The organism is Neiella litorisoli (assembly GCF_014773395.1).
In the GTDB taxonomy this organism is placed as follows: domain Bacteria; phylum Pseudomonadota; class Gammaproteobacteria; order Enterobacterales; family Neiellaceae; genus Neiella; species Neiella litorisoli.
In genome coordinates this window covers 217,099-228,831 of sequence record NZ_JACXAF010000004.1, presented here as the reverse complement: position 1 = coordinate 228,831, position 11,733 = coordinate 217,099, and the positions used below count along the sequence as shown (strand labels likewise).

Annotated in this window: 10 protein-coding genes; 4 read left to right on the top strand and 6 right to left on the bottom strand. The window is 48.1% G+C overall.

Annotated features, from left to right (window positions below; translation table 11 throughout):
• Positions 1 to 125 precede the first annotated feature (125 nt).
• The 5 genes from fur to IC617_RS04680 all read right to left on the bottom strand — a co-directional run bounded on the left by fur (position 126) and on the right by IC617_RS04680 (position 2,622).
• Positions 126 to 560 carry a ferric iron uptake transcriptional regulator gene (gene fur, locus IC617_RS04700; protein WP_191143832.1) on the bottom strand — a complete coding sequence of 145 codons (435 nt, stop codon included), beginning with the start codon at positions 558 to 560 and terminating at the stop codon, positions 126 to 128.
• 154 nt (positions 561 to 714) lie between these two features.
• Positions 715 to 1,239, bottom strand: coding sequence for a flavodoxin FldA (gene fldA, locus IC617_RS04695; RefSeq protein WP_191143813.1), 525 nt, complete (start codon positions 1,237 to 1,239; stop codon positions 715 to 717).
• A 31-nt stretch (positions 1,240 to 1,270) separates the two neighbouring features.
• Positions 1,271 to 1,561 (bottom strand): LexA regulated protein, encoded by a 291-nt coding sequence (gene ybfE, locus IC617_RS04690; RefSeq protein ID WP_191143812.1) that lies wholly within the window; start codon positions 1,559 to 1,561, stop codon positions 1,271 to 1,273.
• Positions 1,562 to 1,565: 4 nt separating this feature from the next.
• Positions 1,566 to 1,802 carry a DUF2788 domain-containing protein gene (locus IC617_RS04685; RefSeq protein WP_087505267.1) on the bottom strand — a complete coding sequence of 79 codons (237 nt, stop codon included), beginning with the start codon at positions 1,800 to 1,802 and terminating at the stop codon, positions 1,566 to 1,568.
• Positions 1,803 to 1,854: 52 nt separating this feature from the next.
• Positions 1,855 to 2,622, bottom strand: a complete 768-nt coding sequence (locus IC617_RS04680; RefSeq protein ID WP_224745781.1) for an alpha/beta fold hydrolase — start codon at positions 2,620 to 2,622, stop codon at positions 1,855 to 1,857.
• A 170-nt stretch (positions 2,623 to 2,792) separates the two neighbouring features.
• Between IC617_RS04680 and seqA the strand changes: the two genes are divergently transcribed.
• The 4 genes from seqA to IC617_RS04660 all read left to right on the top strand — a co-directional run bounded on the left by seqA (position 2,793) and on the right by IC617_RS04660 (position 9,523).
• On the top strand, positions 2,793 to 3,302 hold the full coding sequence (gene seqA / locus IC617_RS04675; RefSeq protein ID WP_191143811.1) for a replication initiation negative regulator SeqA: 510 nt from the start codon (positions 2,793 to 2,795) through the stop codon (positions 3,300 to 3,302).
• A gap of 19 nt (positions 3,303 to 3,321) precedes the next feature.
• Positions 3,322 to 4,974, top strand: coding sequence for a phosphoglucomutase (alpha-D-glucose-1,6-bisphosphate-dependent) (gene pgm / locus IC617_RS04670; protein ID WP_191143810.1), 1,653 nt, complete (start codon positions 3,322 to 3,324; stop codon positions 4,972 to 4,974).
• Between the two features lie 217 nt (positions 4,975 to 5,191).
• Positions 5,192 to 7,747: a glycogen/starch/alpha-glucan phosphorylase gene (locus IC617_RS04665; protein ID WP_191143809.1), complete on the top strand. Its 2,556-nt coding sequence runs from the start codon at positions 5,192 to 5,194 to the stop codon at positions 7,745 to 7,747.
• A 213-nt stretch (positions 7,748 to 7,960) separates the two neighbouring features.
• A complete protein-coding gene (locus tag IC617_RS04660; protein ID WP_191143808.1) occupies positions 7,961 to 9,523 on the top strand; it encodes a sensor histidine kinase in 1,563 nt (520 codons plus the stop codon).
• 58 nt (positions 9,524 to 9,581) lie between these two features.
• Here IC617_RS04660 and IC617_RS04655 read toward each other — a convergent pair whose 3' ends face one another.
• The gene (locus IC617_RS04655; protein WP_191143807.1) at positions 9,582 to 11,516 is read right to left on the bottom strand and encodes an exoribonuclease II; all 1,935 of its coding nucleotides are present in this window, start codon (positions 11,514 to 11,516) and stop codon (positions 9,582 to 9,584) included.
• Positions 11,517 to 11,733 lie beyond the last annotated feature (217 nt).

The window sequence follows — 11,733 nt, the reverse complement described above, 5'->3', positions numbered from 1 at the left end:
AGAAAAAGGTCCTAACTGAAGAAGTTAAGACCTTTATATAGCCTGCGGAAGATCGGTCAACCGATCAGTTTGTCGTTAACTGATCGGCATTAGCCATATCGGCCGTTTTTTTATGTCTGACTCAGTTAGTCACAATCGCCATGCTCACAATGGCCATCGCTGCTGCGACCATACAAATAAAGGCTGTGGTTGGTCAGCGTGATATTATGCGCTTTGGCAATTTCGTGCTGTCGCTGCTCAATCACTTCATCAGAAAACTCGATGACTTTGCCACAATCTAAGCACACCAAGTGGTCGTGGTGTTCTTGGCTTGCCAGTTCAAACACTGATTTGCCGCCTTCGAAGTGGTGGCGAGTGACAATGCCGGCATCATCAAATTGGTTCAGAACGCGGTAAACCGTGGCTAAGCCAATTTCCTCTCCTTGATCAATCAACTTTTTATAAACATCTTCTGCGCTGATGTGCTGATTGTCAGGATCCTGCAGCATTTCTAAGATTTTAATGCGTGGCAGTGTTACTTTCAGGCCCGCTTTTTTAAGGGCCAGATTTTCATCTGTCATCATGTAGTCTTTGTAGGGTTTTTATAGTTCGGCTCATTATAGACACTACGGAGCCAAAATAAACCTACAACCTTTGTGTTTTCTGATTCAAAGCAAATAAAAAATTCTGAATTAGTGCAATAACTTGCGAACAAAATGAAACATATTCAGGTGATTACTGTAATTCTTCCAAGCACATTTCTTGGTAGATTTGCGCGGCCCATGCTTTAACGCGCTCGTCGGTCAGTTCAGGCTGACGATCTTCATCAATGCCCAGACCGACGAAGTGATCATCATCGGCTAAACCTTTTGACGCTTCAAAGTCATAGCCTTCGGTTGGCCACAGACCCACTAGGGTAGCGCCGCGAGCTTCGACGATATCGCGGATCATGCCCATCGCATCAAGGAAGTATTCGGCGTAGTCTTCTTGATCGCCACAACCGAAAATACCGACCAGCTTGTCTTCAAATGACAAGGATTCCAGATCAGGGAAAAAGTCATCCCAGTCGCATTGCGCTTCGCCGTAATACCAAGTGGGGATGCCAAACAGCAAAAAGCTGTATTGATCAATGTCTTCTTTGGTTGCTTTGGCGATATCGTGAACATCGCAAATGTTTTTACCTAATTCTTTTTGCAACATATTGGCGACGTTTTCTGTATTACCGGTGTCGCTACCGAAAAAAATACCAACCAGTGACATGTGTTATTCCTGCTTTCTAATCTAGGTACCGTTAATTCTCTTTGTTTATCACGTCATCCATATTTTGACGCAATAACTGTTCAATATACGCAGCTCGACTCAAACCGATTGCTTTTGCTTGCTGGTCTAATTGCTCAACCATGTCAGCGTGAAGTTTGAGTTCAACGCGCTTCAGGCCGTTATTTTTATCTCGTCGCAACTGATTGCGCTTATTGATTTTAATTTGAACTTCGCGCGGTAGAGGATTTGTTTTTGGACGGCCAGGCCGCTTTTCTTCACTAAACAGATCTATTGTAGTGCGATCTGCCAATTGTTTTGCCAAGGCTTTAACCTCCAGTCCCAGTCGCGGTGAAAAAAGCCTTAATCACTCCTTTGGCGATAAAACCTGCGCAACCAAGAAACAACACCAGCCAAACAATAGCGCGACCGAACGCCGGTACCTCGCCACGTTTGAGGACATCATAGATGGCCATGCCAATAAAAAAGAACAACACCGCGAAAAATAGATACAGGCCTAAAGTTTCGATTTGTTGCCAGTGTTCGATTAGCCAGTTTGACTGCATAGTAAATGATTCAAAAATTTAGAGGCGCGACTATATCACAAGCGTTCGGCCATCATCCATTGGCTGACAAGAAAGTCGCAACAATTCGGTTAAAGGCGGCCGGTTTCTGGGCATGTAGCCAGTGACCTGCATCGCTGATTAACTTGGCTTTGCTATTGGCAAAATACTGACTGATTGCCTCTCGGTGTTCGCTCAGAATGTAATCTGACTCGGTACCTTTAATAAATAAGGTGGGCCCGCTGTAGCTGCCATCAAATTGAGGCCAGTCAATCACATCATCATAGCCGGCTAACACCTGTTGCAAGCGCAGTTTCCACTGGCATTGACCGTCTCGCCAGTTGAGGTTTTTCAGCAGGAACTGACGCACACCGGACTCATCGACAAATTGACTCAGTAGTTGATCGGCTTGCTGGCGACTTGATGTCGGTTGCTGCCATAAGGCATTGAGACCAGCGATCACCTGTATGTGATGGCTCTGATAAGCCACAGGAGCTATATCGGCAACCACTAAGCGCCGTACCATTTGCGGTTCAGATAAGGCGTAGGCCATGGCGATTTTTCCGCCCATGGAATGGCCTACTAAATCGACCTGTTGCAGCTCAAGCTCAGCGATTAGCTCAGCCAAATCTTGCGCTTGTTGGCGATAGCTCATGCCATCAATGGTTGGTGATGATCCATGATTGCGGGTATCTATCTGGATCACTCGATAGCCTTGTTCGAGCAAATCGCGGGCAAGATTACCTAAGTTATTCAAGTCACCAAACAAGCCGTGAATAAGGATGACGGCGGGGCCTGAGCCTGACTCTTTATAATGCAGCATGGAAAACGATGATTGACATATTTGGCCGCTATTATGACTAATTCTCATTTGCCAGCAATGATAAATAGCGAGATAAAGCGACCTCAAGTGTCTTCATGGATTGGCATCAGGCATCTATGTATAATCGGGAGCCATTCGACCGAACCCATTCGTAATTCAGAGTCTAACCTATGAAAACCATTGAAGTTGATGATGATTTGTATCAGTACATTGCCAGCCAAACCCAACAAATTGGCGAGAGCGCTTCGGATATTTTACGCCGCCTACTGATGCCGACGACTTCGACTGAAACGACTCCGCAACCGCCGGTAGTAGAAACAGAGCAAGCAGAAAAAGCTGCGGCTACATTTGATTGTGCCGATCTTGATGAGCAAACACTGGCCAATCAGAAAGGTGTGGTCGGCCGCTTTTTGATCATTTTGTCGCATTTGTATCATCAATCGCCGCAGGCATTTGCGGCGGTTTTATCGATTCGCGGACGCGACCGGCTATATTTTGCAGCCAGTAAAAATGAATTATTGGCAGCGGGCAGTAGTACCAACCCTAAAGCGATTGAAGGCTCGCCGTACTGGGTGGTGACCAACAACAATACTGATAAGAAAAAAGCGATTCTTTCAGAGGTGTGTCAAGTGCTTGGCCTGGACGCGGCGCGACAATCACAGCTGATTAACTATTTGTAAGAAAATCCAAGGAAACCTCATGGCTATTCATCCAAGAGCTGGGCAAAAAGCTCAAACTCAAGACTTGTGTAGTATTCCTCGTCTGTTAACGGACTACTACCTGACTAAACCTGATCCAAGAAATGGCGAACATAAGGTTGCCTTTGGTACCTCGGGCCACCGTGGTACAAGCTTGAAGCAATCGTTTACTGAAACGCATATCCTTGCCATCAGCCAAGCGATTGTTGACTACCGCAATGAACAAGGCACCAAAGGCCCGTTGTATTTGGGAATGGATACGCACGCTTTGTCTGAAGCAGCGTTCTGTACTGCCATTGAAGTGTTTGTTGGCAATGGTGTTGAAGTCAGAGTGCAAGAAGGCCGTGGCTACACCCCAACGCCGGTGATCTCTCATGCCATTCTGACCTACAACGCGAACAAGCCGGCGGCATTAGCTGATGGAGTCGTGATCACGCCATCGCATAACCCGCCACAAGACGGTGGTTTTAAATACAATCCACCAAATGGTGGCCCAGCTGACAGCACCGCAACCAAGTGGATTCAAGATCGCGCCAATGAATTAATTGCCGCCGATCTTGAAGGCATTGGTTACACCCCATTTGATGAAGCATGGGAGTCACTGCAGTGCGTCGAGTACGATTATGTCACGCCTTATGTTGATGATTTGAAAAATGTCATCGATATGGATGCGATTAAAAACGCGGGCGTCAAAATTGGCGTTGACCCAATGGGTGGCTCAGGTATTGCCTTCTGGCCTGCGATTGCCAAGACCTATGGTCTCGATATTGAGGTCGTGAACGATCGAGTTGATCCGACCTTCAGCTTTATGACGCTCGATAAAGACGGCAAGATCCGGATGGATTGTTCATCGCCTTACGCCATGGCCAGCCTGATTGATTTGAAAGATGATTTTGATGTTGCAGTGTCGAATGATCCAGATTACGACCGTCATGGCATTGTGACCAAATCAGTTGGTTTGATGAACCCCAACCATTATCTAGCAGTTGCCATTCAATATCTCTGCACCAATCGTCCACAGTGGGCTGATGATTTAGCCATTGGCAAGACATTAGTGTCTAGCTCGATGATTGATTACGTGGCCAATGCACTCAACAAAAACCTCAAAGAAGTACCGGTTGGCTTTAAGTGGTTTGTTGATGGCCTCTACACTGGCGAGTTTGGTTTTGGTGGTGAAGAGAGTGCCGGTGCCTCGTTCTTGCGCAAAGATGGTAGCGTTTGGAGTACCGATAAGGATGGTATTATTTTGGCCTTGCTAGCGGCTGAAATTACCGCTGTGACTGGTAAAGATCCCGGTCAGCATTATCTTGATTTGGTAGAGAAATTTGGCGCACCTGTGTACAAACGCATTGATGCACCAGCAAGCTCTGCACAAAAAGATGTGCTGTCGAATTTGTCCGCTGACATGGTCGAAGCAGATAGCCTTGCAGGTGATGCGATTACGGCTAAGCTTACCCATGCTCCTGGCAATGGCGCAGCGATTGGTGGCTTAAAAGTTGTGACAGAAAAAGGCTGGTTTGCCGCCCGTCCATCCGGCACCGAAGAAATCTATAAAATTTATGCCGAAAGTTTCGTTGGCGAAGAGCACCTCGCTCAAATCCAACAGGAAGCCCAAGAGATTGTGGCGGCCGCTTTCGCGAAAGCAGGGTTGTAATCAATTACATCCTTTTAATAAACCAAAAGTAACCACTGCAGAATTCAAGGTGGTTGCTTTTGGTTGTGTCAAGCTGACTTTTGAGTGATGAAGGTCACTTGCCTGTCCGGATATGCCGTCTATTATGTTGCCAGCAGTATTTAGATTGGAACTCGAACTGATGTTCCTCCTCTAAATCCCCAGTTTTAGGTAATCATCTATTAGGACGGTAATTGGTATGGCAACGAAAAAGGCTACTGGCACAACTACTGCCAGCAAGAAAACTACTACCACCAAAAAAACAACCACTGCAAAAAAAGCTGCTCCAGCACCAACTGCTGAAGGCTTTGCTGTAGATGTATCTGTTGAACAATTTAAAGAAAGCATTGTTCGTAACCTCAACACCACTTTGGGTACCGATGTTGAAAAAGCATCTGACAAAGCATGGTGGGGCGCAACTGCAGCAGCGGTGAACGAACTTGTCTTTTCTCGTCTGAGCCAAACTCAAAAAACTCACCTGAACAAAGATACTCGTGCGGTTCACTACCTGTCACTTGAGTTCTTGATGGGTCGTTTGATGGGTAACAACCTGCAAAGCTTGGGCTTGTTTGAAAATGCTGCGCAAGCATTGAAAGAACTGGGTCACGAAATCACTGATTTGGCCGAAGAAGAGCCAGATATGGCGCTGGGTAACGGTGGCTTGGGCCGTTTGGCTGCTTGTTTCATCGACTCATTGGCGAGCTTGAACTACCCAGCAATCGGTTATGGTATTCACTACGAGCACGGCTTGTTCCGCCAAACAATTCAACAAGGCCGTCAAATCGAGCGTCCAGATTCATGGCGTGAATACGGCAACCCTTGGGAAATCTGCCGTCCAGAATCAACGCAAGAAGTGCCACTATTCGGTTATGTTGAAACCGTATTTGAAAACGATGGTAGCCTGCGCAAAGTATGGCACCCAGGTAGCGTCATTAAAGGTGTGCCATGGGATATTCCAATCGTTGGCTACAAAGGCACAACGGTTAACATTCTGCGCTTGTGGGAAAGCCGCGCGTCAGAATTCTTTGACTGGGATGCATTTAATGCCGGTGCATACAAAGATGCCCAAGGCGAGCAAAACCTGGCTGAAACAGTTTCTAAAGTACTTTACCCGAACGACGAAACCGAAGCTGGTAAGCAGCTGCGTTTGGTTCAACAGTACTTCTTCTGTGCCTGTTCACTAAAAGACATCATGCGTCGCTACAAGCGCGCTCACGGTAACGATTTCAGCAAGTATGCTGAGCAAATCGTTATCCAGTTGAACGATACTCACCCAACAGTGGCGATCCCAGAACTGATGCGCGTCTTTATGGACGAGGAAGGTTTGAACTGGGAAGACGCGTGGGCAATTTGTCAGAACGCCTTTGCATACACCAACCACACCTTGTTGCCTGAAGCACTAGAGAAGTGGCCTGTGTACTTGTTCGAGCGCGTGTTGCCACGTCACTTGGAAATCATTTATGAAATCAACCGTCGTTTCCTCGACGAAGTTGAAGCGCAATGGCCTGGCGATGACGCTAAGAAGATCAAGCTGTCACTGATCGAAGAAGGCGCTCAGCGCATGATCCGCATGGGTAACCTGTGTGTGGTTGGTTCATACAAAGTTAACGGCGTTGCCGCAGTTCACTCTGAGCTGGTTAAATCTGACCTGTTCCCAGAGTTCTACGAAATGTGGCCTGAGAAATTCGTTAACGTCACCAATGGTGTCACGCCACGCCGCTGGTTGAAAGCATGTAACCCACGCCTGTCATCGCTGATCAGTGAAACGATCGGTAGCGACTGGCCAGGTCAGCTCGACAAACTGGTTGCGCTGAAGCCATACGCTGACAAGCCTGCGTTCCAGAAAAAGTACATGCAAGCGAAGCGTGAGAACAAATTGGAGTTGGTCAACACCATTCGTGAACTGACTGGTGTCGAAGTTTCTCCAGACGCAATCTTTGACGTCCTGATCAAGCGTTTGCACGAGTACAAGCGTCAGCACTTGAACTTGCTGCACATCTTGGCTCTGTACCGCCGCTTGTTGGAAAATCCAAACATGGACTTCCACCCAATGGTCTTCCTGTTTGGTGCCAAAGCTGCGCCTGGTTACAAACTGGCGAAAGAAATTATCTACGCTATTAACAAAGTAGCTGACCGCATCAACAACGATCCGCGCATCAAAGACAAACTGAAAGTGGTGTTCCTGCCGAACTACCGCGTCAGCTTGGCCGAAAAACTGATCCCTGCGGCAGACTTGTCTGAGCAAATCTCAACGGCCGGTTACGAAGCCTCTGGTACTGGTAACATGAAGATGGCGCTGAACGGTGCCTTGACCATGGGTACAATGGACGGTGCGAACATCGAAATCGCCGAAGAAGCTGGCGAAGAGAACATGTTCATCTTCGGTCTGTCAGTTGATGAAGTGAAAGAAACCAAAGCCAAGGGCTACAACCCATGGGATTACTACTACGGTAACCCAGAGATCAAAGCGGTTCTGGACTGGTTGGATACGGACTACTTCACCCCAGGTGAGCCAGGTGCATTGTCTGCGATTAAGCGCAGCTTGCTAGACGGCGGCGACCCATACTTAGTATTGGCTGACTTTGAAAGCTACTCAGAAGCACACAAACGCGCTAATGAGATGTACAAAGATCAGAAAGCTTGGGCCAAGAGTGCCATTCTGAATACTGCTCAAATGGGCAAATTCACTTCAGACCGTTCAATCGAAGATTATGTTGAGCGCATCTGGAGCCTGAAAAAGTGTGATGTGAAATAACACACGCTGAGTTGAAAAAAGCCACCGTCGGTGGCTTTTTTTATGTCTGTTGGTTAGGTAATGGGATCACTCAGGCATTGTGAGCAGTTCATTGGGCAACTGGTGTGACCTGCTTCTATAATAGAGCGCTAGATAAGCTGGAAAGTTGTTTTCGCCAGCTGAACATGGCAATTTCACCTATTGAATTGTTTTCATAACAGCAGCTCAGGCCCAATGGAATTGAAAAACAGCGCGCCTCATCGAAGTAGTAACAAGCTTGGACGCAAGGTTCTCATCTACATCATTATCTGCAGCTCAATATTGTCGCTGTTCTCCACTGCTGCGCAGATTTACCGCGATTATGTTCATGATCTTGAAAACATTAAATTACGCTTTGAATCGATTGAGTCGAGTCAGCTCGAATCGCTGATCCTTAACCTGTGGGATTTTAACGATGATATCGTGGCGCAGCATCTGATTGGTATCGTCAACCTACCTGATATTAGCTACGCCAAAATTACCTCGCCGTTGGGGCAAGTCTATGAAGCGGGCGATGGCACGTTGCGCACCGATGTCGCCAAATCCTTTGAATTGTTGTACGAAGGCCAGCACATTGGCACCTTGTTGGTTGAGGCCCATTACGGCGACATCTACAAGCAGTTGAAAACCAAAGCCGGCTTTATCCTGTTAAGTCAGTTCAGTACGACACTGATTGTCGCTCTGTTTATTGGTGCTTTGGTCTACTACTTGATCACGCGCCACGTCTATCGAATTGCCAGTTACAGCAGAGAGTTGAGTATTGATAACCTCAGCAAACCGCTGACATTGGATCGCCGCCGCATCGGCACCGACGAACTGGACGAGTTGGCCCAGTCAATCAACCAGATGCGTGAAACCCTGCGACGCGACGTGGTCCGGCGTCAGCAAGCCGAAGCGCAAGTGCAGCAGATGAACGTGCGACTGGAGGCCAAAGTGCAAGAGCGTACCCGCCTACTTGAAGCCTCCATTGAAGAATTAAAAATGGCGCAAGATAGCCTCATCCAGTCAGAGAAAATGGCCTCGCTTGGTAGTCTGGTTGCTGGCGTATCGCACGAAATCAATACCCCGCTTGGGGTTTGTGTGACAGCCAACTCGAACGTCACGGCGCGGCTCAAGAGCATCGTTGAAGAAATGGAGCAGGGCACTCTAACCAAAGGCAAGTTAGGTAGCTTTTTGGCCTTGCAAACTGAGTCGTGCGACATGATTGATAATAGTTTGCGGCGCGCGGTCGAGCTGATTAGTAACTTTAAGTCCGTAGCCGTCAATCAGTCCAATGACACCTTGCTTGAATGCAACATGAAGGAATTGCTGTTGGAGAGTGTCGCCACGATTCGAACCGTGTTTAAGCGAGAGAACTACCACATCAGCGTGGATGTCGCCGATGATATTGAACTGACCACGTACCCTGGCGTTTGGCATCAAATCCTGACCAACCTCATGGTCAATTCCCACAAACATGCCTTTGAGGGACTCGATGATGGCGAGATTAGTATGGCGCTGGTCGAAAATGATGACGGCATGTGTTTTACCTATCGCGATAATGGCCACGGTATTGCTGCGGAGATCATTGACCGGGTGTTTGATCCATTTGTCACTTCGAAGCGGGGGCAGGGGGGCTCTGGGTTAGGGATGAATATCCTATTCAATTTGGTTCATGCCAAACTCAATGGCAGAGTGTCGGTGAGTAATCTCGACAAGGGCTGCCAATTTGTTATTCAATTCCCCGCGAAACATCGCGCGATTGATGAAGATAGCTAAAACCAAAAAGGCGCGACAGCGCCTTTTGGGTCAAATCTGAAAATAAAGCTTGGCTAAGTTAAATAACTTCTGCCACCAGGCTGCGGCTCACCGTTTTGATTTCACTTAGGCGAACTTTGATTGAATCGGCGAGGCGATATTTCACTTCCCCTTCGATTGAAATCAAACCATCATCAGCGTTGGCTTGCACTTGCTTCTTGTCTGAATGCAATGTTGGCGCTGGGATAAACACCATCGCGCCATTAGCAATCAAGCGCGCTCTCATACCACCTCGGTTGATATCAAAGATCTCGGCATCAAACTCGGTTTTTTCGCTCAGCGCGGTTTGCAAATATTGGGTGTAGAGGAAGTCCGATAAATCGCGCTCTGCGAACCGGTTGCGTTTGCGGCGCTCGGTCAGGTGCTCGGCATCGGCCTTGCTTGGCAACGCCAGTTCAGCATCTTGTCGCAGTACCGCTTTTATCAAACGGTGATTGATCATGTCACCGTACTTTCGAATTGGCGAAGTCCAGGTGCCATAACAGTCAAGGCCCATACCGAAATGCGGTCCGGCTTGAACATCCACTTCGCTGAAACTCTGGAATTTACGTAAGCGCGAATCCAAATAGCCAGTTTCTTGTGCGTTTAACCAACGGCGCAACTGGCAAAATCCAGATAATGACTTCAACGATTCTGCGGTCGCCTCGCCGCCATGTTCGCTAATGAGGGCAACTGCGGTCTCCAATTGTTCATCTTCAAAACCAAGGTGAACGTTATAAATGCCGCCTTCGGCTTTTTGTTGTAACCAAGTTGACACGGCAATGTTGGCAACAATCATCGACTCTTCAATCATGCTATTGGCGATGCGCCGATAATCGGCATGGATTGCTTTGACGCTGGCATCGTCATTTAATTCAAAGCGGTAATCGGGGCGGTCAGGGAAGGTTATCGCGTGCTCATTGCGCCACGCCACTCGTGCTTGTGTCATGGCGTGAAGCGCGTGCAATTGCGTTGCAATGACGTCATCAGCCGGCTGCCAGCTACCACTTTGCTCAAGCCAATCCGAGACATCATCATAGGCCAATTTGTAATGGGAGCGGACTGTCGCCAAGCGGATTTCCGGAGTGCCAACAAGCGCGCCATCGTTGCCTATATCGAGTGTCGCAACCACGGCCGGACGGTCTTCATTTTCAACTAATGAGCACAATTGTTCACTTAAACGCGAGGGGATCATGCTGACATTGCGCGCCGGCAAATAAACGGTAAAAGCGCGATCTTTGGCGGCCTCATCGAGTGCCGATCCTGCGGCGATGTATGCTGTTGGATCGGCGATGGCGACGGTCAATCGCCAGCCCTTGTCGGTGGTTTCGATCGCCAGCGCATCGTCCATGTCTCGGGTTGACGCGCCATCGATGGTAAACATAGCTACATCAGTCAGGTCTTGGCGTGGCAAGCCCTCATCAATGATGTCCAATTGCTCGGGTAGTTCAGGTTCAACAACAGGCAAGTCATGGCGTGCTAGTGTGCATTGCCAAGCTGCATAAGGGTCATCTTTGTCGGCCACTTTATGAATAATGTGCGCATAAAAGCCGTTATCACCTTTAAGAGGGTGGCGTTTTAACTCTGCTAACACCCAATCGCCATCGGCCAATTTTGCCGGCGCTTTAAGGTCGGCTTTGGCATTGATGTTGAGGTTAATGTTGTGATTTTCTGGCGTCACAAACCATTTACCATTGCGGCTTCCCAGAGTAGCGACAAAGCGGGTCACCGCTTGTTGAATCAGCTTCTCCGGCTCGGCTTGGGTTTTGCCGTTTTCACTGCGCACGACGGCACTGACTTTATCGCCATGAATGACCTTTTTCATGAAAGGCGGGGCGATAAAGTGACTGGTTTTTCGGTCGACTTCCAAAAAGCCATAGCCTTTTGCAGTTGCTTTGATGGTTCCTTCTGCGGTTGGCAGAGTTTCACGTATTTCTTGTTTCAACTGCGCGAGCAGCGGATTGTCTTTAAACATGTGGCTACAGCTTTGTTGCTATTGGTTTCGGTCAAAGGCGCAACTATACCGTTATGCGGGCGGGGCTGAAAGCATCGGCAGATGAATTTTGCTTGTCATTGGCGCGTTACAGGCAAATCGCCAATCATTTAGCAAGATGCCATCGCCATGGTGACTTTGGTGTAACATACATAGGGCTTGCTTAAACGAATCAGCAACGATGGATCAATATCTGCCC

What these genes read in the sequence shown, in the direction of transcription:
- fur (WP_191143832.1), bottom strand. Translation starts at nt 560, where the DNA reads ATGACAGATGAAAATCTGGCCCTTAAAAAAGCGGGCCTGAAAGTAACA.
- fldA (WP_191143813.1), bottom strand. Translation starts at nt 1,239, where the DNA reads ATGTCACTGGTTGGTATTTTTTTCGGTAGCGACACCGGTAATACAGAA.
- IC617_RS04685 (WP_087505267.1), bottom strand. Translation starts at nt 1,802, where the DNA reads ATGCAGTCAAACTGGCTAATCGAACACTGGCAACAAATCGAAACTTTA.
- IC617_RS04680 (WP_224745781.1), bottom strand. Translation starts at nt 2,622, where the DNA reads ATGCTGCATTATAAAGAGTCAGGCTCAGGCCCCGCCGTCATCCTTATT.
- seqA (WP_191143811.1), top strand. Translation starts at nt 2,793, where the DNA reads ATGAAAACCATTGAAGTTGATGATGATTTGTATCAGTACATTGCCAGC.
- pgm (WP_191143810.1), top strand. Translation starts at nt 3,322, where the DNA reads ATGGCTATTCATCCAAGAGCTGGGCAAAAAGCTCAAACTCAAGACTTG.
- IC617_RS04665 (WP_191143809.1), top strand. Translation starts at nt 5,192, where the DNA reads ATGGCAACGAAAAAGGCTACTGGCACAACTACTGCCAGCAAGAAAACT.
- IC617_RS04660 (WP_191143808.1), top strand. Translation starts at nt 7,961, where the DNA reads ATGGAATTGAAAAACAGCGCGCCTCATCGAAGTAGTAACAAGCTTGGA.
- IC617_RS04655 (WP_191143807.1), bottom strand. Translation starts at nt 11,516, where the DNA reads ATGTTTAAAGACAATCCGCTGCTCGCGCAGTTGAAACAAGAAATACGT.